The 19,751-nt window shown below is 55.6% G+C and carries 19 protein-coding genes and 1 pseudogene; 9 read left to right on the forward strand and 11 right to left on the reverse strand.

Features of this window, described 5'->3' with window-relative positions:
• Positions 1 to 276 precede the first annotated feature (276 nt).
• Both H8S59_RS06775 and H8S59_RS06780 read left to right on the forward strand, forming a co-directional pair.
• Positions 277 to 1,362, forward strand: a complete 1,086-nt coding sequence (locus H8S59_RS06775; protein WP_187520935.1) for a HEAT repeat domain-containing protein — start codon at positions 277 to 279, stop codon at positions 1,360 to 1,362.
• A gap of 381 nt (positions 1,363 to 1,743) precedes the next feature.
• Positions 1,744 to 2,106: a histone-like nucleoid-structuring protein, MvaT/MvaU family gene (locus H8S59_RS06780; RefSeq protein WP_095097826.1), complete on the forward strand. Its 363-nt coding sequence runs from the start codon at positions 1,744 to 1,746 to the stop codon at positions 2,104 to 2,106.
• Between the two features lie 462 nt (positions 2,107 to 2,568).
• Here the strand turns inward: H8S59_RS06780 and H8S59_RS06785 are convergent, their stop codons facing one another.
• Positions 2,569 to 3,117 (reverse strand): DUF4946 domain-containing protein, encoded by a 549-nt coding sequence (locus H8S59_RS06785; protein WP_187520906.1) that lies wholly within the window; start codon positions 3,115 to 3,117, stop codon positions 2,569 to 2,571.
• A 176-nt stretch (positions 3,118 to 3,293) separates the two neighbouring features.
• Here H8S59_RS06785 and gloA point away from each other — a divergent pair, with 176 nt between their 5' ends.
• Positions 3,294 to 3,815, forward strand: a complete 522-nt coding sequence (gene gloA / locus H8S59_RS06790; protein ID WP_095097829.1) for a lactoylglutathione lyase — start codon at positions 3,294 to 3,296, stop codon at positions 3,813 to 3,815.
• A 62-nt stretch (positions 3,816 to 3,877) separates the two neighbouring features.
• Here the strand turns inward: gloA and ahpF are convergent, their stop codons facing one another.
• Both ahpF and ahpC read right to left on the reverse strand, forming a co-directional pair.
• On the reverse strand, positions 3,878 to 5,440 hold the full coding sequence (gene ahpF, locus H8S59_RS06795; protein WP_187520907.1) for an alkyl hydroperoxide reductase subunit F: 1,563 nt from the start codon (positions 5,438 to 5,440) through the stop codon (positions 3,878 to 3,880).
• Between the two features lie 124 nt (positions 5,441 to 5,564).
• Entirely contained in the window at positions 5,565 to 6,128 is a 564-nt protein-coding gene (gene ahpC, locus H8S59_RS06800) for an alkyl hydroperoxide reductase subunit C (protein WP_027902690.1), read from the reverse strand.
• Positions 6,129 to 6,491: 363 nt separating this feature from the next.
• Between ahpC and H8S59_RS06805 the strand changes: the two genes are divergently transcribed.
• Positions 6,492 to 7,481 carry a DNA-binding protein gene (locus H8S59_RS06805; RefSeq protein WP_187520908.1) on the forward strand — a complete coding sequence of 330 codons (990 nt, stop codon included), beginning with the start codon at positions 6,492 to 6,494 and terminating at the stop codon, positions 7,479 to 7,481.
• Here H8S59_RS06805 and H8S59_RS06810 read toward each other — a convergent pair.
• The 3 genes and pseudogenes from H8S59_RS06810 to galU form a co-directional block, all read right to left on the reverse strand.
• Positions 7,482 to 9,140, reverse strand: a pseudogene (locus tag H8S59_RS06810) (hybrid sensor histidine kinase/response regulator); the annotation flags it as partial.
• Positions 9,141 to 9,285: 145 nt separating this feature from the next.
• Positions 9,286 to 10,644, reverse strand: a complete 1,359-nt coding sequence (gene gorA, locus H8S59_RS06815) for a glutathione-disulfide reductase (protein WP_187520909.1) — start codon at positions 10,642 to 10,644, stop codon at positions 9,286 to 9,288.
• A 100-nt stretch (positions 10,645 to 10,744) separates the two neighbouring features.
• Entirely contained in the window at positions 10,745 to 11,578 is an 834-nt protein-coding gene (galU, locus tag H8S59_RS06820; protein ID WP_095097841.1) for a UTP--glucose-1-phosphate uridylyltransferase GalU, read from the reverse strand.
• 381 nt (positions 11,579 to 11,959) lie between these two features.
• Here galU and H8S59_RS06825 point away from each other — a divergent pair, with 381 nt between their 5' ends.
• Both H8S59_RS06825 and H8S59_RS06830 read left to right on the forward strand, forming a co-directional pair.
• Positions 11,960 to 12,136, forward strand: coding sequence for a hypothetical protein (locus H8S59_RS06825; RefSeq protein WP_176469911.1), 177 nt, complete (start codon positions 11,960 to 11,962; stop codon positions 12,134 to 12,136).
• 115 nt (positions 12,137 to 12,251) lie between these two features.
• Positions 12,252 to 12,533, forward strand: coding sequence for a hypothetical protein (locus H8S59_RS06830; RefSeq protein ID WP_095097847.1), 282 nt, complete (start codon positions 12,252 to 12,254; stop codon positions 12,531 to 12,533).
• Positions 12,534 to 12,539: 6 nt separating this feature from the next.
• Here the strand turns inward: H8S59_RS06830 and H8S59_RS06835 are convergent, their stop codons facing one another.
• Positions 12,540 to 12,890 (reverse strand): hypothetical protein, encoded by a 351-nt coding sequence (locus H8S59_RS06835; RefSeq protein WP_187520910.1) that lies wholly within the window; start codon positions 12,888 to 12,890, stop codon positions 12,540 to 12,542.
• Between the two features lie 167 nt (positions 12,891 to 13,057).
• Here H8S59_RS06835 and H8S59_RS06840 point away from each other — a divergent pair, with 167 nt between their 5' ends.
• The 3 genes from H8S59_RS06840 (at position 13,058) to alkB (ending at position 14,400) form a co-directional block, all read left to right on the forward strand.
• Complete coding sequence (locus tag H8S59_RS06840; protein ID WP_095097853.1) at positions 13,058 to 13,363, forward strand: DUF1883 domain-containing protein; 306 nt, start codon at positions 13,058 to 13,060, stop codon at positions 13,361 to 13,363.
• A gap of 26 nt (positions 13,364 to 13,389) precedes the next feature.
• Entirely contained in the window at positions 13,390 to 13,572 is a 183-nt protein-coding gene (locus H8S59_RS06845; RefSeq protein ID WP_187520911.1) for a hypothetical protein, read from the forward strand.
• Positions 13,573 to 13,722: 150 nt separating this feature from the next.
• Positions 13,723 to 14,400 carry a DNA oxidative demethylase AlkB gene (gene alkB / locus H8S59_RS06850; protein ID WP_187520912.1) on the forward strand — a complete coding sequence of 226 codons (678 nt, stop codon included), beginning with the start codon at positions 13,723 to 13,725 and terminating at the stop codon, positions 14,398 to 14,400.
• A gap of 1 nt (position 14,401) precedes the next feature.
• Here the strand turns inward: alkB and H8S59_RS06855 are convergent, their stop codons facing one another.
• Genes H8S59_RS06855 through gnd form a run of 4 tightly spaced genes read right to left on the reverse strand, consistent with a single transcriptional unit; the run spans position 14,402 to position 19,577 of the window.
• Positions 14,402 to 16,219, reverse strand: coding sequence for a glycoside hydrolase family 15 protein (locus tag H8S59_RS06855; RefSeq protein ID WP_187520913.1), 1,818 nt, complete (start codon positions 16,217 to 16,219; stop codon positions 14,402 to 14,404).
• Positions 16,220 to 16,256: 37 nt separating this feature from the next.
• Positions 16,257 to 17,075, reverse strand: a complete 819-nt coding sequence (locus H8S59_RS06860; protein ID WP_187520914.1) for an HAD family hydrolase — start codon at positions 17,073 to 17,075, stop codon at positions 16,257 to 16,259.
• Positions 17,068 to 18,600: a glucose-6-phosphate dehydrogenase gene (gene zwf / locus H8S59_RS06865; protein WP_187520915.1), complete on the reverse strand. Its 1,533-nt coding sequence runs from the start codon at positions 18,598 to 18,600 to the stop codon at positions 17,068 to 17,070. Before zwf ends, H8S59_RS06860 begins: the two co-directional genes overlap by 8 nt.
• Positions 18,600 to 19,577: a phosphogluconate dehydrogenase (NAD(+)-dependent, decarboxylating) gene (gnd, locus tag H8S59_RS06870; protein WP_095097871.1), complete on the reverse strand. Its 978-nt coding sequence runs from the start codon at positions 19,575 to 19,577 to the stop codon at positions 18,600 to 18,602. The genes zwf and gnd overlap by 1 nt, the downstream gene beginning before the upstream one ends.
• Positions 19,578 to 19,751: the final 174 nt, after the last annotated feature.

Here is a 19,751-nt window from a genome sequence, read left to right on the forward strand (position 1 = left end):
CGGCGGCCCACGGTTCAGGATCTGCGGGCGGGTACACCGAGCACCAGCGAGGTGCCGAGTGATGGGGCAAGAGCGTTTTGCTTACTTTTGCGCTGTTCAAAAGTGAGGCGCCGTAAGGGCGCAACCAATAAAAGCCAATAACGCGATAACGGATATGTACCCATAAATCACTAAATGGAAGAGCTATAGATACCCATAACTCAACATACACCGTTTGACACCAAGCTATCCCTCCACGAAGCTGCAAGCCGTAAAGAAATGGATATCGGTATTCTCATGCCTGCTCGAGGCTTTTTTTCAAAAACATCGGCCCGCCGCCGTATAACGCTGATCGGCGGGTTAATCCTGATCGCATTGATCGGCGTCGTTTACTTGACACGTCAATGGTCCACCCCGCCTGCTCCTCCGGTGCTCAGCCAGACTTACGGCGAAGCCCTGGAACTGGCGCACAACGGGAAACCCGGCGCTGCAAGGGTCCTCTACCAACACCTTGCCCGCAATGACCTATCCGATATTCGTCGCGCCAGCCTGCTGGCCGAACTCGCCAACTACCCAAGCCCCCAGGCACTCAAGCTGCTTGATGCTGCGTTGCAGAGCGACTCAGTCCTCATCCGTCAGGCAGCGATTGAAGTGACCACAAAAATGCTCCCCGACGGCAAGCGCAGTATCTTGTTAGGGCCCCTGCTTGAAGATCCCGAAGCGGCGGTTCGCCTGGCTGCGACCATGGCCCTGCTCGACCTGTCTCCAGACGAACTCGGCCTGTACTTCGCAGCCTTGCAACACAGCGTCGATCTCTGCACAACCAACCTCAAAGCGCAGCCCGCTACGGGCACGAACCAACTGCAACTAGCGCGCTTGCTCGCCCACAGTGGTGAAAAGGCTGCTGCACTCTCGGTGCTGAAGGCAGCAATGGACTCCGAGCCGAAAAATCTGGACGTGGCCATTGCCTACCTCGATCAGCTCGACCAGCAAGGGCAAGCCGAGCATGCACGTCAGCTTCTGGCACAACTTCTGGTACAACACCCGCACTCCTCAAGGCTTCAGCATGCGTTGGGGATGTGGCTGTTGGTGCATGACCAGACTGAGTACGCCTTGCTGGCACTGGCCAAGGCCGTGGAGCTGGAGCCTGACAACACCGACTACCGCTATGATCTGGCCGTGGCGCTTCACGATCTGGAACAGTTAGAGGCGGCACAAAAACAATTGGCTGAAATCCTCCAGCGTCAGCCAGCCAACCGCAAGGCTCGGGTATTGTTGATTCGATACTGGAAGGAAACCGGGCAGTTGCAAAACGTTCAGGTGCTACAAGCCGGGCTTGAACAGCAGAACCCTGACGACCCAGCGCTACAGCAGGGGCTATAGCAGAAACTGCAGCCTTGAGACCTGATTTGACGATAAAGCCAGTCTATTTCTGTGGCAGTCTAATATCAGAAATAACTTACAGCTGGCTTCATCAGATAAGACAACATGAGTAGCGTCGCGACCAACTGTAATCATCAACGCGACTGGTTAATCGCATCAAAACTATTTTCTAAGTCAAAAAAAAAGTGCATGATTTACCCGCTACACATTACAACTACCTTTTATCACCGAAACGAAAACGACAGGACGCACTCATTTTCATCAGGACAAAAAAACGCGTTTGGGTTCCCCAACGGAGGATCGAATACGCGTGTAAGCCCTGGTTCTTGTCATATCGTTTTGTGACGCTGGTAACAGCCACTCACCGTTGGAGTATGTTATTTGTCCAGACTTGCAGAGTTTCGTGCAGCAGAAAAAGCCCTTCAGGAACAGCTGGCTCAGCTGGAGTCCTTGAAGAATGATGCGGGCCTGAAGAAGGAGATAGAGTTCGAACAGAAGCTCCAGGCTTTGATGAGCACCTACGACAAGGGTCTACGCGACATCATCACGATCCTTGACCCTAAAGGCTCTTCATCTCTGCCAGCCCCCGCGGGGCCCAAGCGCCGTCGCGCGCGCGTCGTCAAGGTTTATCAGAACCCGCATACCGGTGAACTGATCGAGACCAAAGGTGGCAACCACCGCGGTCTGAAGTCCTGGAAAGAGCAATACGGTGTTGATACCGTCGATTCATGGCTTCGCGCGTGATCAAGTTCTTTGCATGAAAAAGCCCTGCATTGCAGGGCTTCTTTTATTGGAGCGACAACTATCTGGCGTCAGATATAACTCTTCCGAGTTAACCACTGCTGATACTCGACCGCGGTTCAATATCGTTCAATATAGTTCGACAGCCATCACTGCTGCCATCGCAGCTACTACTGTTAGCGGTGGGGACACCGATACCTATTTATATACCCCACCTATCACCAATAATGATGAGCGTGAATCGCCAAACGTAATCATCAATCATTGCTAATAACAACCAGCTTTATCATACGAACTTGTCAGAATATTCTGATATTTATAAGTACGGTCGTTCCAGTTTTTTTCTCACGAGATTCACGATTTTTTCACAGGCAGTATCCCAAGATAGAGGCTGCTAAAGGATTAGCGCCCCAATGCCCGCTTCGGCGGGCTTCTTTTTGTCTGAAATTCGTGTTTCTGCACGGATCATTGCGCCTCCAGACGTAGCGTGCTGCGGATCTGCAAAGCCTCGTCCTTCGTCTGCGCGTAACCGGCAGCAGAACCTGCGTAGGACAGTGACCACGCAGTACTGGCTGTCGCAGCCGCCACCAGTGTCTGAGTCATCACGTGCACCCCGTTCTGAGTAATCGTGCATGTCGTCTCGACTGCCGGAATCTTGCTCAGCTCCGTGGGGTGCACACGGGTACACACGCTTTGGAAACCGCTGCGGGCAAAATTAACCTGCACGGCCTTGCGCATTTCCAGCAGTACACCCTCGACATTCACCTGATGACCGGACGCCAGACGCGACTCGGTCAGCTCCATGACCATTACAGGATTGCCCGCCTGATCATTTTTGGCAGCCCGCTGCCGGGACTGTGGCGAGGGCTGAACTGAACCGGACTGCCCGGCGCTCATGTCTTCGACTTCCCATCCGCTGGGCCAGATGATCACTGCGTCGCTTGCATGAGCCCCACCAGCAATCAGTGCCAGGCAAAAACCAATGAATGAATATCTGTATCGCGGGTCAATCATGAGCGGCGTCACCGAAGTACCTGAAAGCCATCACCGAAGTGCATAAGCATGGAAGTCTGCCCGCCCGGCTCCTCAGGAACAAGGCCCGGCGCACTTCAATTGCCACTCAGGTTTGGCTTGGACACCAGTGACCCCGTATCATTTGCACATACAGAAGACCTCAACCGGAGATATCCATGAGCCTGCAAGACCTTAATACCTTCCCTGGCGTGACCGCAGAGCCGGAAGCTGCGACCCGGCAATTCGTGTTCAATCACACCATGCTGAGGGTCAAGGACATCACCGCTTCACTGGACTTCTACACCCGGGTGCTGGGTTTCAGCCTGGTTGAAAAACGCGATTTTGCTGAAGCCGAGTTCAGCCTGTACTTCCTGGCGCTGGTGGACAAAAGCCAGATTCCGGCAGACGACGCCGCTCGTAACGTCTGGATGAAATCGATCCCGGGCATCCTTGAGTTGACCCACAACCATGGCACCGAAAAAGACCCTGCGTTCGCCTACCACAACGGCAACGCTGATCCTCGCGGCTTCGGTCATATCTGCATTTCCGTGCCGGACGTGCATGTTGCCTGCGAACGTTTTGAAGCACTGGGCGTGGACTTCCAGAAGCGCCTGGCTGACGGCCGTATGAACAGCCTGGCGTTCATCAAGGACCCGGATGGCTACTGGGTAGAAATCATCCAGCCAACGCCGCTGTAAGCCAGAAACAAAAAGGGCCTCATGAATAATCATGAGGCCCTTTTTTATTACCTGAACATTACTCAGGCTGGCGCGGAGGTCCGGATCAAGTGATCAAAAGCGCTGAGGGAAGCTTTGGCGCCCTCCCCCAGAGCAATGATGATCTGCTTGTAAGGCGTGGTGGTCACGTCACCCGCAGCGAAGATACCGGGAATGGATGTTTCACCACGTGAATCCACAACGATTTCCCCGCGTGGCGACAGTTCGATACTGCCTTTGAGCCAATCGGTGTTAGGCAGCAGGCCGATCTGTACGAAGATACCTTCCAGCTCTACCGTGACTTCTTCGCCATTCACACGGTTCTTGTAACGCAAGCCGTTGACCTTCTGATCGTCGCCGGTGACTTCGGTGGTCTGCGCGTTAGTGATGACCGTGACGTTTGGCAGGCTGGTCAGCTTGCGTTGCAACACCGCGTCAGCACGCAACTGCACATCGAACTCCAGCAGCGTGACGTGAGCCACGATACCCGCCAGATCGATGGCCGCTTCAACACCGGAGTTACCGCCGCCGATAACGGCAACACGCTTGCCTTTGAACAATGGACCGTCACAGTGCGGGCAGTAAGCAACGCCCTTGTTGCGATATTGCTGCTCGCCAGGAACGTTCATCTCCCTCCAGCGCGCGCCCGTGGCGAGGATCAAGGTCTTGGCCTTGAGGCTTGCCCCGCTTGCAAACTTCACTTCGTGCAATGCGCCGTCTTTGCCAGCAATCAACTGGTCAGCACGCTGCAGGTTCATGATGTCCACTTCGTATTGCTTGACGTGCTCTTCAAGGGCAACGGCGAGCTTCGGACCTTCAGTGTGTTGTACGGAAATAAAGTTCTCGATCGCCATGGTGTCCAGCACCTGACCACCGAAACGCTCAGCCGCCACGCCGGTACGAATACCTTTACGGGCTGCGTAAACAGCCGCCGCGGAACCCGCTGGCCCGCCGCCAACCACCAATACGTCAAAAGCGTCTTTGCTGTTGAGCTTCTGCGCCTGACGATCACCGGCACCGGTGTCGATCTTGGCCAGAATTTCTTCCAGGCCCATGCGGCCCTGACCGAACAGCTCGCCGTTCAGGTAGATGCTTGGCACCGACATGATGTGGCGATCAGTGACTTCGTCCTGGAACAGCGCGCCGTCGATAGCAACGTGCTTGATGTTCGGATTGAGCACAGCCATCAGATTGAGCGCCTGGACGACATCCGGGCAGTTCTGGCATGACTGGGAGAAATAGGTTTCGAACGTGAAATCGCCTTCAAGAGCGCGAATTTGCTCGATAGTGTCCGCACTGGCCTTGGATGGATAGCCGCCGACTTGCAGCAACGCCAGTACCAGCGAGGTGAATTCATGGCCCATCGGGATACCGGCGAAACGCAGGCTGATGTTTTGTCCCGGGCTATTGAGCGAGAACGACGGGGTACGCACGTCGGTGCCGCTGTCATTGAGAGTAATGTCTTTCGAAACGCTAATCACGTCATTGAGCAACGCGAGCATTTCCTGGGATTTCGCGCCGTCATCGAGGGACGCGACGATCTCCACCGGACGGGTAAGCCGTTCCAGGTAAGACTTCAGCTGGGCTTTAAGATTGGCGTCCAACATGCGGGCGATTCCTTTTTTGCTGTAGTAGAAAAAACAACGCCCAGGCGATGGTCGCCCGGGCGTTTTTAGGGGCGATGCGGTTTACTTGCTCAAGAGCTCAGCGCCCCCAGCCGATGCATGCGGCTTAGATCTTGCCGACCAGGTCCAAAGATGGAGCCAGAGTGGCTTCGCCTTCTTTCCATTTAGCCGGGCAAACTTCACCTGGGTGAGCAGCAACGTACTGAGCAGCTTTGACTTTACGCAGCAGCTCGGATGCGTCACGACCAACACCGCCGTCGTTCAGCTCAACGATTTTGATCTGACCTTCAGGGTTGATCACGAAAGTACCGCGGTCAGCCAGGCCAGCTTCTTCGATCAATACGTCGAAGTTACGGGACAGGATGTGAGTCGGGTCGCCGATCAATGGGTACTGGATTTTGCCAATGGCTGGCGAAGTGTTGTGCCATGCAGCGTGGGCAAAGTGGGTGTCAGTCGACACGCCGTAGATTTCAACGCCGAGCTTTTTGAAGTCAGCGTAGTTGTCAGCGAGGTCTTCCAGTTCGGTCGGGCATACGAAGGTGAAGTCTGCTGGGTAAAAGAAGACGACAGACCATTTGCCTTTGAAGTCAGCTTCAGACACGTCTACGAAAGAGCCGTTCTGGAATGCAGTGGCTTTGAACGGTTTTACCTGGCTGTTGATGATAGGCATCGGTGGATCTCCTAGTGGGTTGTTGATTCGATGGAAGTGAGCTTACGCATAATGACCTATACAGGCTCATTGGCAAACCTGATGCAGTCGATTGGTTTTCTCTATAACGGCAGCTTATTAATAGAAGGAAATGGAATACCCATAAATCAAAGACGCCGCGCCTTCATCTGAAAAGCACTGAACCTGAGTGAGCTTGCTCGCGATAACGATAGACCTGTCGAGAGATCACCGTCTGGCCTGACGCTAATGGGGCCTCGCATGGATCGTGCCCTCCTGCGACAAATAAAACTCTACTCGATATAACAGGAAAAATAGTATGTAATTACAGGGTACATACCACAGTATGAAATAAAGGCGAACGAAATGGCCCGGGGCGGTGTTAACAAGGCGTTGGTACAGACAGCACGGCTGGCATTGATGGCCCGTGGTGAGCATCCGAGTATCGATTCGGTACGTATCGAAATGGGCAACACGGGCTCTAAAACCACGATTCATCGCTATTTGAAAGAGCTGGACGCCGCCGATCAGGCAGGTACAGCCCCGGCCGATATCAGCGATGAGTTGACTGAGTTGGTTACCCGCCTCGCCCACCGCTTGCAAGGTCAGGCACAAGAAACCATCAATGACGCCCGGTCGCGCTTCGACGCAACCTGCCAGTTGCAACAGGAAGAATTACTGAAGACCCAAAACCAGCTCGCAGAAATCACCACGCGACTGGAGCGCAAGACCGAACAATTAAAGGAGCAAGCCGCCACTCTCCTTGCCACTCGCGAACGACTTCAGATCGAGCAAACCAATAACGCCCGGCTGACTCAAGCCAATCAGGATGCGGCGACGCGCCTGACCGAAAAAGACGAGCAAATCCGCTCACTGGAAGAGAACAATCTGCACGCTCGCGAATCTGCAAAAGAGCAGCGCGAGCTAGCGCAGCGACGTAATGATGAGCAGGAAACAGAACTGCGTCAGGCGAAGAAGATCGCCATGCAGCATCAGGAAGAAATAACCCGACTCAATCGGGACAATGAGCGCCTGCTTGCAGAAACCCGCAACGCTCAACGCGAACTGGGCATACAACATGAGCAACTGGACAAAGCAGTAGCTCAGGCAGCGAGTGCCAATGAACAGCTCCAACACTCGGAAACCCGCTGCGCCTTGCTTGAAGAACGCGCCCGCATTGCGCAACAGGAAAGCGCCGACAGTCGTCAGCAACTGACCGATCAGTTACAGCAGAACCGGGTAGTGGAATTGATATTGATCAAGACCGAGCTTGCCCTTGAAAACCTGCGAGCGACTCAGGCGAAGTCCAAACCCAAACCCGACCCAAAACCCTTACCCCCAAAGGCTCGCCAGTGATCAGGCCTGATCACGCTGCTCGAGCATGGTTCGAACCCGCAATCCCAGCTCATCGACCGTAAAGGGCTTGGTCATCATGTCCATTCCGCTCCCGAGGAAGTCTCCACGAACCTGAGCTTCAGGGGCATACCCGGTCACGAACAGGACACGCAATCCGGGTCTGTATTGCCGGGCTATTTCAGCGAGCTGACGCCCGTTCAGCCCCGGCAACCCCACGTCACTGACCAGCAAGTCAATGCGCCTGGAGCCCTGCAAGCAAGGCAAGGCGGCCTTGCTGTCGGCCGCCTCCAAGGTTGAATATCCCAGTTCCTGCAGCACATCGACCATCAGCATCCGAACCGGCTCTTCATCCTCAACCACCAGCACGCACTCACCATTGACCGCGCGCGGCGCCTCCGGCCCATCGATGACTACCGGACTGCGCTCACCCAGGTCCTGGTGGCAAGGCAAGTAAAGGTGAACCGCCGTACCCTGCCCCTCAGCGCTGTCGATCAGGACATGACCTCCCGTCTGCTTGATAAAACCGTAGACCATCGACAAACCCAGCCCGGTGCCCTGCCCAATCGGTTTTGTGGTGAAGAAAGGATCAAAAGCGCGATCCAGTACATCGTCAGACATGCCTGAACCGGTATCGCGGACACTCAGGCGAACATAATCACCCGCTGAAATCTCACTCGCCCGCCCCTCAACACTGACGTGCTCGCTGGACACGGTCAGTTGACCGCCATCAGGCATCGCGTCACGGGCATTGATGACCAGATTGAGCAATGCGTTTTCCAGTTGATGCTCGTCTGTACTGGTCAGTTGCAGGCCATCTTTGAGCTCGATACACAGCTCGATACTCTCCCCGATGGTTCGCGCCAACAGCTCCTGCATAGACGTCACCATCTGATTGACATCGACAGCGCTATTGTTCAGCGATTGTCGACGAGCAAAAGCCAACAAACGATGAGTCAGGGCGGCAGCCCGATTGGCAGAGGTCATGGCGGCCGTGATGTAGCGATCGATTTCACCGCTACGGCCAGCGGCAATGCGCCGCTGCATCAGATCCAGCGCACCCAGTACGCCGGTGAGCATGTTATTGAAGTCGTGGGCGATACCACCAGTGAGCTGGCCGATGGCGTCCATTTTTTGTGCGTGACGCAGTGTTTCTTCAGCCTGCTCACGCTCGGCCATCTCAATCTGCAGTAACTCATTGATACTGGCCAGCTCGCGAGTACGCTCAGCTACTCGTAATTCAAGGCTTTCATTGAGCTCACGGAGGGCTTCTTCAGCATTGACCTGCGCGGTGATATCTGTGTGAGTCCCGAGCCAGTGCGTGATGTGCCCACGCTCATCACGAATCGGCAACGCCCGCGCCAGAAACCAGCTGTATGCACCATCCTTGCTACGCAACGGGAAGGTGTCTTCCCAGATCGAACCGGTTGCAAAGCAATGCATCAGCCGCGCCGTCACCCGGGCGACGTGGTCAGGATGATGCACTGAACGCCAGCCCAGTGCGCGCATGGCTTCGAGGGATGCCCCGGTATAGGCATACCAGCGCTCGTTGTACCAATAGATGTTGCCGGCGGAATCCGCTGTCCATGCCAACTGACTCATATTGTCAGCGAGACTGCGAAACTGCCGCTCACTCTCAAGCAACGCATCAATGTTGCGCATGGAACCTATATCTTGCTCGTCGAAAGTCAATGGCATCGCCGCCCAAAAAAATTGACTGCTCATCGCGGGTGTCCTTCCTGGAAAGTGTAATCAGCCCGGCCTTCATCCTGAATCCCGGGCATCAAATCATGTGTACAACCAGTGCCTAACGATCCACCGGTGAGCGCATGGTGACGAACTCCTCAGCCAGTGTCGGGTGTACCCCGATCGTGTCGTCAAACTGGCGTTTGGTGGCACCGGCTTTCAGGGCAATAGCCAACCCCTGGATAATCTCACCTGCCTCGGGACCGACCATATGGCAACCGAGTACCACATCTGTTTTGGCATCGACCACCAGCTTCATCAGCGTCCGTTCCTGATTATCGGTCAGCGTCAGCTTCATCGGGCGGAAGCTGCTTTCGAAGATGCGCACTTCATGCCCCGCCTTGCGGGCATCTTCTTCGGTCAGGCCGACAGTGCCAATATTGGGCAGGCTGAAAACGGCAGTTGGAATATGCGTGTATTCGACCGCCCGGTAATCTTCAGGCTTGAACAGACGCCGTGCTACAGCCATACCTTCAGCCAGCGCCACCGGCGTCAGCTGCACACGACCGATCACGTCACCGATGGCCAGAATCGACGGCTCGCTGCTTTGATAGTTTTCATCTACCTCGACAAAGCCTTTCTTATCGAGCTTGACGTTAACGTGCTCCAGCCCAAGGTTATCAAGCATGGGTCGACGCCCGGTAGCATAGAACACGCAATCGGTGTTCACCTGCTGACCATTCTTGAGAAATAGCTGGAGACTGCCGTCGGCCAGCTTTTCGATGCGCTCGATGTCCGCATTGAATTGCACGTCCATGCCGCGCTTGGCCAGTTCCTCGTGCAAATGGGTGCGCACGCTGCCATCAAAACCGCGCAGGAACATCTCGCCGCGATACATCAGCGTGGTGTCGGCGCCAAGGCCATGGAAAATCGAGGCGAACTCGACCGCGATGTACCCGCCGCCGACAACCACGATACGTTTTGGAAGCTGATTGAGATGAAACGCCTCGTTGGAGGTAATGGCGTGCTCGCGACCCGGGATATCCGGCACCTGCGGCCATCCGCCGGTAGCAATCAGAATATGTTCAGCGCTGTAGGTCTGACCGTTGATCTCAACCTCATGTGGCCCTTTGAGCGCGGCATGCCCTTCAAGCAGCGTCACTCCGCTGTTGACCAACAGGTTGCGATAAATGCCGTTGAGGTGCTGGATCTGGCGATCCTTGTTGGCAATCAGCGTTTGCCAATCAAAACCGGGCTCGCCCGTCGTCCAGCCAAAGCTTTTTGCCTGTTCGAAATCTTCAGCGTAATGCGCGCCGTAAACCAACAGCTTTTTCGGCACACAGCCTACGTTGACGCAAGTGCCGCCCAGGTAACGGCTCTCGGCCACTGCCACACGCGCACCAAAACCAGCAGCAAAACGTCCGGCGCGCACACCGCCGGAACCGGCACCGATTACAAAAAGGTCGAAGTCGTAAGCCATGCAAATCTCCTAAGCAGAGCTACAGCATATCAGCCAGAAACGACAAAGCCACCCGAAGGTGGCCTTGTCCTGCAAGCAAGTCTGAAAAGATCTCAGGTGCTTAGCTGCCTTTCTTGTAGAAGTGCTCGAAGCAGAAGTTGGTCGCTTCGATGTAGCCTTCAGCGCCGCCGCAGTCAAAGCGGGTGCCTTTGAATTTGTAAGCCAGCACGTTGCCTTCTGCAGCCTGCTTCATCAGAGCATCGGTGATCTGGATTTCGCCACCCTTGCCTGGCTCGGTCGCTTCGATTTTGGCGAAGATGTCCGGAGTCAGAATGTAACGACCAATGATCGCCAGATTGGAAGGCGCATCTTCAGGCTTCGGCTTTTCAACCATGTCAGTGACGCGGAACAGGCCTGGCTTGATTTCTTCGCCCGCGATAACGCCATACTTCTGCGTTTCGTTGGCAGGGACTTCCTGAATTGCAACGATCGAGCAGCCATAGTGCTTGTGCAGCTTGACCATCTGCGCCAGGACGCCTTCGCCGTCGAGGTTGACGCAAAGGTCATCCGCCAGCACGACGGCAAAAGCTTCGTTACCGATCAGCGGGCGGCCGCTGAGGATCGCGTGGCCCAAACCCTTCATTTCAGTCTGGCGAGTGTAGGAAAAGCTGCACTCGTCGATCAGCTTACGGATACCAACCAGGTATTTTTCCTTGTCGGTGCCCTTGATCTGGGTTTCCAGCTCGTAGCTGATGTCGAAATGGTCTTCCAGCGCGCGCTTGCCGCGACCGGTGACGATGGAGATTTCGTTAAGGCCTGCAGCAAGAGCTTCTTCCACGCCGTATTGGATCAGTGGCTTGTTGACCACTGGCAGCATCTCTTTAGGCATGGCTTTGGTCGCTGGCAAAAAGCGAGTGCCGTAACCGGCTGCGGGGAACAAGCATTTCTTGATCATAAAAGTCCTTTATAAGGGCTGTTGGCGTTAGCGGCGCAGTCTAATCAGGCGGCGATCACCTTACAATGGCACGCCTCTGGCCTTTCGATGCCATGGTAGAGGAATCCCCGAGCAGATAGTTCCGCTCGATTGTAGATTTAAAGAACATCAAAGCGTCGTTGAGTATCCGGTTTCGTACAAACCCCATCGACTTCCTACCCACGAAAAACCCCTGTTCTGATCAACAGATCCGGTCGTTTAAGCAAGTGCCCGAAACCCCATGCAAGCGTAGCCGAACGCGATTTGACGCGTAGGAATTATCTCAAGGCAAAGCGCAGGAGACAGCCACGCAACTGACGCTTTATGATGCGCACCTGCATAGCCAACCGCGAGACCGCTGCAATGTCACAAGTAAAAAACATAAATGGTTACCTGATCAAAAAACTCCAGGATGGCCAATGGTGGGCATGTTCGGCTGAAGGCGAAGCCATCGCGGGTCCATTTGCCAGCGAAGAGGCTGCTGTTGAAGTGGCAGCCGTCCTGCAGGATCAGCCAAAAGCTGCGCGCCGACGGACCTGAAAACAACCCCTGCTTGCGATGCATAGAATGATGTCGGAACGATGGCTCTCTAGATCAGTCATAGCACCAGAACCTTGAACCTACTCCCCCGCTTATCCTGAAGAAGTACAAAGACATGATCAGAGTTTTGTCCATTATTGCTGTACTGGGCCTTACTGGCTGTGCAACCGCTTCCAACACATACCTGAAAAACGGCAGACAGGGCTTGAACATCGATTGCTCGGGCGAAGCGATGTCATGGGCAAGCTGCTATGAAAAAGCAGATGCATCCTGCGCCGGGACCGGCTATGAAATCGTGGGTACCGACGGCACGCCACAGCCTCCCGAAAGCGACAAGACTCTCGGGGTCGACGTGGGCAACTACAAGAACCGCAGCGTGCTGGTTGTGTGCAAGTAAAGAGGCTTAACCCGAAATACAGAACGTCGCAGCATGCTGTACGTCTTTGGGCCGGATCGGCAGATTGGACAACCGCTCGTAGACCTTGATCGTGCTGCCACCTGAGCGGTTTTCAACATCCAGAATCGCTGCAGGATCTTTGCTGAATTTCTGCGCAACGATTACCCGCAAGCCATCATGATGAGGCTCAATCAGCGGCGGCTTGCGGCTGTCAGCAATTTTGCCGACGAAACAGTCGGTGTATTCCTTCGGAGTTTTGCCAGACATCACGTTCATGGTCGCTGGGGAATGTTCGATATCTGCGACGGTGGCGCAGCCAGTCATCGCCAGAGCCAAAATTACGACAGCCAATTTCATACAATCCTCCCGGTAAAAGTCCTACGACAAGCCTGACGTGAATTAAATCCCGTATAAAGTCGTTTTTAGCGAGATGATTGCAATAAACCCTGAATCGCCGATAAATGCCGACCTGCACCATGTTATCGTTTTGATTTTCGAAAAAAGCCTTACCGCCGGAGACACCCATGAAATTCGTACACCAGCGCGAGCACCTCAATGAAGACGATCTGGTCGTCATTGAGTGTTCTCAGCTCTGCAACATCCGCCTGATGAATGACTCGAACTTCCGGACCTTCAAAAACGGTGGCCGTCATACTTATCACGGCGGTGCATTCGACAAGTTTCCGGCCAAAATCGCCGTTCCGAGCACTGGGTTCTGGAATATCACCATTGATACTGCCGGGCGCAAAATGGATACCAATGGTGGGCGCAAGACCAATTTCACGCATTCGATCAAAATCGTTCGTCGTTCGACGTCCCGACTGAGCTGATCAATACCCGCAAATCAGGAGCCAACGTGAACACGCCTGCCCCACGAACCACCAAATACGCTGTGAGCTACAAACTCAATGGCGAACGCCGCTTTGAATTCGCTCAATTACAGTCCGCATCCGCCGAAGAGGCAAGAAGCGCTCTGGAGAAGATGCACAGTGATAGCGGCGATGTCATTAGCGATGTGAAGGTCAGTAAGGCCCTGTAATTCCGCCACTGATCCAAGTGGCGCAAGATATTCAAGGGCGGTAAACACTGCACCTGTAGGCGCTGCCGAGGGCTGCGATGGCGGTGTATCAGAATGAATGCTTCGCAGCCTTTGGCAGGGCCTACGGCACTTTGAAGGAATCCCAATTCCATGAAGCGGCAAAGCACGACGCCGATCACCTTCGACCTGTTCGCTGAAGAGCCCATGCAAAGCAACGCCATGGAGCAGATCGGCCCTTGCTCATGGGTGTTGCGCGGGTTTGCGCTGGCGGATATTAAGCGCTTGTTGCCCGCCCTGGAAGACACGCTTAGCAAAGCCCCCTTCCGGCACATGGTGACGCCGGGTGGCTTTACCATGTCGGCAGCCTTGAGCAGTTGCGGCAGCTTTGGCTGGATGACTGATCGCAGCGGCTATCGCTACACCCCAACCGATCCGCAAACCCAACGCCCATGGCCGGAGATTCCCCCGGCATTCATGGAACTGGCGCAGCGTGCCGCCCATGTCTGCGGTTTTCCGGGTTTTGCTCCCGACGCCTGCCTGATCAACCAGTATGTCCCTGGGGCAAAGATGTCCCTGCATCAGGACAAAGACGAAACGCACTACGAATGGCCGGTGGTCTCGGTTTCTCTAGGGCTGCCCGCGATCTTTCTCTTTGGTGGTCACCAACGCAGCGACAAGACCCAACGCGTAGCGCTGCTGCATGGCGACGTCGTGGTCTGGGGTGGCGAAGACCGCCTGCGCTTTCATGGTGTCCTGCCGATCAAGCCCGGTCATCATCCGTTGCTGGGCGAGCAACGAATCAACTTCACCTTCAGGCGCGCCTACTAGGCTAGCGGGCCGCAGGCTCATTGGCAGCGCGTGATTTGACGGGGCAAACCACCCGGTGCAGGTTAAGCGCGGTATTGATGATACCTATATGGCTGAACGCCTGAGGGAAATTGCCCAGCATGCGCTTTTCCCGAGGGTCGTATTGCTCGGCGAGCAACCCCAGGTCATTACACAAACCACACAGACGATCAAACAACGCCGCTGCCTCCTCCTCACGGCCCATGAGCACGTAGACATCCGCCAGCCAGAACGAACACACCAGGAATGTCCCTTCATGACCGGCTACACCGTCAACACTGCGCTCGGTGTCATAACGCAACAGAAGACCGTCCTGAATGAGATGCTTCTCGATGGCGGCAACCGTGCCAACCACTCGCGGATCATCGGCCGGTAGAAAACCGGTCAGCGCAATTTGCAACAAACTGGCATCCAGCGCTGAGGAACCGTAGGTCTGGGTGAAACTGCCCACATTCGGATCGTAACCGTTGAGACAGACATCCGCGTGAATTTCATCAGCGACCTTGCGGTAATGAACCGCCAGCGCCTGCTCTTCTTCGGTTTGTGCGGACTCCGCGAGCAGCTTCGAATTGCGGTCAAAGGCCACCCAGGTCATGACTTTGGAGTGGGTAAAATGGCGCGGCTCGGAACGAATCTCCCAGATGCCCTTGTCAGGCATGTGCCAGACTTTTTCCAGGAACGGCATGATCACGCGAGAAATCGCGATGCTGCGGGGCGGCCTGGGCAAACCACCTTTAATGGCCTGAATCATGGCGTCGGCGACTTCCCCATAAACGTCCAGTTGCATCTGCGTAGCGGCACCGTTACCGATTCGCACCGGGCGCGAGCCTTCGTAGCCATTGAGCCAAGGCAACTCGAACTCTGGCAGTCGTCTTTCACCGCCAAGCCCATACATGATCTGGATCTGCTCAGGATTACCCGCCACCGAGCGCATCAACCATTCGCGCCAGGCGGCCGCCTCCTCGAAGTAGCCGAGATTCATGAACGCCAGCAGCGTCATCGTCGCATCACGCAGCCAGCAGTACCGATAATCCCAGTTGCGTTCACCGCCCAGTTGTTCGGGCAGCGACGTGGTGACCGCCGCGACAATACCGCCCGTAGGCTGATAGGTCATTGCCTTCAAGGTGATCAACGAGCGTTTGACCTGCTGTGTCCAAGGTCCGACGTCAGGACAGCGCTCGGAAAATTCAAGCCAGAAATATTCGGTCTCGGCCAGCGCCGATTCAGCGTCGATGGCGTCATGGAGGCCTTCAAAGGATGCCTGATGGGTCAGGACAAACGCTTCGCGCTGACCTTCAGCAATCTGGAAATGGCAGCCGGTGTGATGATCAAATGCGCGCAAGGGTTCAGGGGCACGCAGCACCAGCATTTCCGGTCCTGCCACCGCTGTCAGCGTCTTCCCGCCCTTGTTTTCGACCCATGGCACACTGCTGCCGTAGTCAAAGCGAATCGCAAGGTCCATTTCGAAAGACACTTGCCCACTCAGACCGACGACCATCCTGACCACATGGCTACCCTCGCCCGGCGGCATGAAGTCAATGAGCATGGCGCGCCCGGTAGCGGTTTCGAACAGCGTTTCAAGAATCAGGGTGCCCTCCCGATAACGCCGCTCGGTGCTGATCAAAGGCTGATTGGGGGCAAGCTTCCAGCGGCCGTTATCGACGTCACCCAAGAGCGCGGCAAAACAGGCCGGTGAATCAAATCGCGGGAAACACAGCCAGTCCAGCGAGCCATCTCGGGCGACGAGCGCGGCCGTTTTGCAATTGCCGAGCAATGCGTAGTCTTCGATCAATGCAGCCATGAACAGCTTCCATCATCGGGGGAACATCAACTGCCGTTCAGCGCGGCAGCATGTAGCGCTCAATGGCGCTGGCGACTCCATCTTCCTGATTACTGCCGGTAACGACATCGGCCTGATCGCGAACGCTCTCCTCAGCCTGCCCCATGGCAACTGAAAACCCGGCTTTATGGAACATCGCGACATCGTTGCCGCCATCACCGATGGCAGCGGTGTGAGCCATATCGACGCCCAACTGCCCGGCTAGCGTGACCAGTGCATTGCCTTTGTTGGCATCCAGTGCAGTCACATCCAGATAGTAAAGCTGCGAACGTGCGGCGAAGGCCTGACCAGCAATCATCGGGTTGAGAGTTGTTTCGAGCTGCTTCAGGAGTTCGAAATCGGTACTGGCGGCGACGATCTTGTCGACGCGATCCAGCCATGGCTCGAAGCTTTCAACCTGAACCGGTTCATAACCGAGCGTCGTACGTTCGTGCTCGACGTAATCCCCCTGCGGATCGATCAGGAACCACTGATCATCGGCGAATACCCAAACAGCTACGGCATAGCCGGAGAACAGCTCGATGCATGTCCGTGCGGCGACCGGGTCAATGCGATAGGCAAACAGAACGCTGCCGTCCGGGGCAACGATATTTGCACCGTTAAAGCCTGCGGTCGGCAGATCCACGCCCAGGGCTTCGATCTGTTCGCGCATGGCACGCGGCGGACGACTGCTGGCCACGGTGAACAGGATTCCGGCATCGCGCAATCTGGCAACCGCGTCGACAGTCGCCTGGCTCAAGCTGTGGTCGGGACGCAATAAAGTCCCATCGATATCGGAAAGTACGAAGCGAACTTGCGGTGTCTGTACTTCAGGCATTGATATCCCGCCATTCTCGACCGTCTTTGCCCAGCAATGCATCCGCAGAAGCAGGTCCATCGCCCCCTGCGGGATACAGCTCGACCTGAGGATTTTTCTGCCAGGCATCCAGGAAAGGCTGCACAGCACGCCAACCGTTTTCAATATTGTCGGCACGCTGGAACAGGGTCTGGTCACCGGTCAGGCAGTCATAGATCAAGGTTTCATAACCCGTCGATGGCTGCATCTCGAAGAAGTCTTTGTATTCAAAGCCCAGTTCAATATCTTCCATCTGCAAGGTCGGCCCGGGCCGCTTGGCGTACAGATCAAACCACATGCCTTCATTGGGCTGGATATGGATGCGAAGGTAATTAGGCTTGATACGGTCGACTTCGGTGTCGCGAAACTGCGCATAAGGCGCAGGCTTGAAGCAAATGGCAATCTCGGTGCTGCGCGTGCTCATGCGCTTGCCGGTCCGCAAGTAAAACGGCACGCCGACCCAGCGCCAGTTATCGATCATGACCTTGAGCGCCACGTAGGTTTCAGTGGTACTGGCCGGATCAACTTTGTTTTCCTGGCGATAACCCGGCACATCAGAACCCTCTCTGCTGCCTTCCGAGTACTGACCGCGCACGGAATTGGCCAGTGCCTCCTCTTCAGACCACGGACGAATCGCGCCGATGACCTTGGCCTTCTCGCCGCGAACCGCATCGGCACCAAAAGCTGCCGGAGGCTCCATGGCGACCATGGCCAGCAGCTGGAACAGGTGATTAGGCACCATGTCCCGCAATGCACCGGTGTTTTCGTAAAAACTGCCACGTGTCTCCACCCCCACCGTCTCGGCGGCAGTGATCTGAACGTGATCGATGTAGTGATTGTTCCAGAAGGATTCGAACAGCGCGTTGGAAAAGCGGCTGACCAGAATGTTCTGTACCGTTTCTTTGCCCAGGTAGTGATCAATCCGGTAGATCTGCTTCTCGGTCATCACCTTGAGCAGGCATTCATTGAGTGCGACAGCGCTGGGCAAGTCCGAGCCAAAAGGCTTTTCGATGACTACCCGGCGAAACTGGCCGGCCGCTTCATTGAGCAGGCTCGAAGACCCGAGGCGCGTGGCAACCTCACTGAAGAAGCGCGGCGCGGTTGCCAGATAGAACACCGCATTACCGGTACCGGTACTTTTGATTTTGCCGGCGATATCGCCGTAGGTGGAGTCATCAAGGAAGTCGCCCTGCACATAGCTGATCCGGCCAGCCAGTTTGCTCCACAGCTCGGGATCCAGAGGATCCTTACCGTCATCAGCAACCTTGCTGGCTGCTTCCTGACGAATAAAATCCTCGAGCTTTTTCGCAAAATCCGCATCGCTGATCGCGTTGTGGTCAACGCCGACGATGTACAGGTTTTCATCAACCAGACCGTCCCTGCTCAGGTTGTACAGCGCCGGCATCAGCAGGCGCTTTACAAGGTCCCCATGGGCACCGAACAGGAACAGCGTGGTAGGTGGCGCAACTTCAGGCGTTTGCCGGGTATTGCTGCGCGATAGCCCCATTATTTAGGACCTTCCTTGTGGCCGCCGAAGCCAAAGCGCATTGCCGAGAGCATCTTGTCTGCGTAAGAGCTCTTCTGACGCGAACGGAAACGGGCAAACAGCGCACTGGAAAGCACCGGGACAGGAACGGCCTGCTCCATGGCAGCCTCGATCGTCCAGCGCCCCTCACCGCTATCCGCCACAGCACCGGAATAAGCGTCCAGTTGCGGATCAGTTGCCAGCGCATCGGCAGTCAGGTCCAGCAGCCAGGAGGAGACCACGCTGCCGCGACGCCAGACTTCGGCGATATCAGCCATGTTCAGATCGAAGCGTTGCTCGACGGGGAGGTTTTCCGAGTTCTTCTGCTTGAGGATATCGAAGCCCTCGGCAAAGGCCTGCATCATGCCGTACTCGATACCGTTGTGAATCATCTTCACGAAGTGACCTGATCCGGCCGGACCTGCGTGAATGTAACCGCGCTCCGCACGGTCATCGGCAGAATTGCGGCCCTTGGTGCGCTCGACCGAACCCATGCCTGGGGCCAGGGTCGCGAAAAGCGGATCGAGGCGCGTGACTACGTCAGCTTCGCCACCAATCATCATGCAATAGCCGCGCTCAAGGCCCCATACGCCGCCGGACGTGCCCACGTCGACGTAATGCAGCCCCTTGGCCGTCAGCGCCTGAGCACGACGAACGTCGTCTTTATAGAAGGTGTTGCCGCCGTCAATGATCACGTCGTCTGCATCAAGCAGATCACTCAGGACATTGATGGTTTCTTCAGTTGGCTCACCTGCTGGAAGCATGACCCAGATGGCGCGCGGCTTGTCCATGGCGGCTACCAGCGCGGGCAAATCGGCTACCGCAGTCGACCCTTCCTTGGCGAGGGCGCTGCGAGACGCTTCATCACGGTCGTAAACCACGGTGGTGTGGCCATTGAGCATGAGGCGTCTTGCAATATTGCCGCCCATGCGGCCCAGTCCGATGATTCCAAGTTGCATGCTGGTGCTCCGTAATTCGCGATAAAACAAAAAAATGTTACCTCATTGTACAGCTCACTTCGTTGTGAGCCAGCCATGAGCATGATTTTTAAAGCTGCAGATTCGCTCAAACCCAGTCACTGCGGGGTCTACAGGATGGCTAATGGACACCACCATAAAAACAGGCACAATCAC

Origin of the sequence: Pseudomonas folii, assembly GCF_014357575.1 — a bacterium.
GTDB classification, from domain to species: Bacteria; Pseudomonadota; Gammaproteobacteria; order Pseudomonadales; family Pseudomonadaceae; genus Aquipseudomonas; species Aquipseudomonas folii.

What these genes read in the sequence shown, in the direction of transcription:
- H8S59_RS06840 (WP_095097853.1), top strand. Translation starts at nt 13,058, where the DNA reads ATGAAATTCGTACACCAGCGCGAGCACCTCAATGAAGACGATCTGGTC.
- H8S59_RS06835 (WP_187520910.1), bottom strand. Translation starts at nt 12,890, where the DNA reads ATGAAATTGGCTGTCGTAATTTTGGCTCTGGCGATGACTGGCTGCGCC.
- ahpF (WP_187520907.1), bottom strand. Translation starts at nt 5,440, where the DNA reads ATGTTGGACGCCAATCTTAAAGCCCAGCTGAAGTCTTACCTGGAACGG.
- H8S59_RS06860 (WP_187520914.1), bottom strand. Translation starts at nt 17,075, where the DNA reads ATGCCTGAAGTACAGACACCGCAAGTTCGCTTCGTACTTTCCGATATC.
- H8S59_RS06805 (WP_187520908.1), top strand. Translation starts at nt 6,492, where the DNA reads ATGGCCCGGGGCGGTGTTAACAAGGCGTTGGTACAGACAGCACGGCTG.
- gorA (WP_187520909.1), bottom strand. Translation starts at nt 10,644, where the DNA reads ATGGCTTACGACTTCGACCTTTTTGTAATCGGTGCCGGTTCCGGCGGT.
- H8S59_RS06825 (WP_176469911.1), top strand. Translation starts at nt 11,960, where the DNA reads ATGTCACAAGTAAAAAACATAAATGGTTACCTGATCAAAAAACTCCAG.
- galU (WP_095097841.1), bottom strand. Translation starts at nt 11,578, where the DNA reads ATGATCAAGAAATGCTTGTTCCCCGCAGCCGGTTACGGCACTCGCTTT.
- alkB (WP_187520912.1), top strand. Translation starts at nt 13,723, where the DNA reads ATGAAGCGGCAAAGCACGACGCCGATCACCTTCGACCTGTTCGCTGAA.
- gnd (WP_095097871.1), bottom strand. Translation starts at nt 19,577, where the DNA reads ATGCAACTTGGAATCATCGGACTGGGCCGCATGGGCGGCAATATTGCA.
- ahpC (WP_027902690.1), bottom strand. Translation starts at nt 6,128, where the DNA reads ATGCCTATCATCAACAGCCAGGTAAAACCGTTCAAAGCCACTGCATTC.
- zwf (WP_187520915.1), bottom strand. Translation starts at nt 18,600, where the DNA reads ATGGGGCTATCGCGCAGCAATACCCGGCAAACGCCTGAAGTTGCGCCA.
- H8S59_RS06855 (WP_187520913.1), bottom strand. Translation starts at nt 16,219, where the DNA reads ATGGCTGCATTGATCGAAGACTACGCATTGCTCGGCAATTGCAAAACG.
- H8S59_RS06785 (WP_187520906.1), bottom strand. Translation starts at nt 3,117, where the DNA reads ATGATTGACCCGCGATACAGATATTCATTCATTGGTTTTTGCCTGGCA.
- H8S59_RS06830 (WP_095097847.1), top strand. Translation starts at nt 12,252, where the DNA reads ATGATCAGAGTTTTGTCCATTATTGCTGTACTGGGCCTTACTGGCTGT.
- gloA (WP_095097829.1), top strand. Translation starts at nt 3,294, where the DNA reads ATGAGCCTGCAAGACCTTAATACCTTCCCTGGCGTGACCGCAGAGCCG.
- H8S59_RS06775 (WP_187520935.1), top strand. Translation starts at nt 277, where the DNA reads ATGCCTGCTCGAGGCTTTTTTTCAAAAACATCGGCCCGCCGCCGTATA.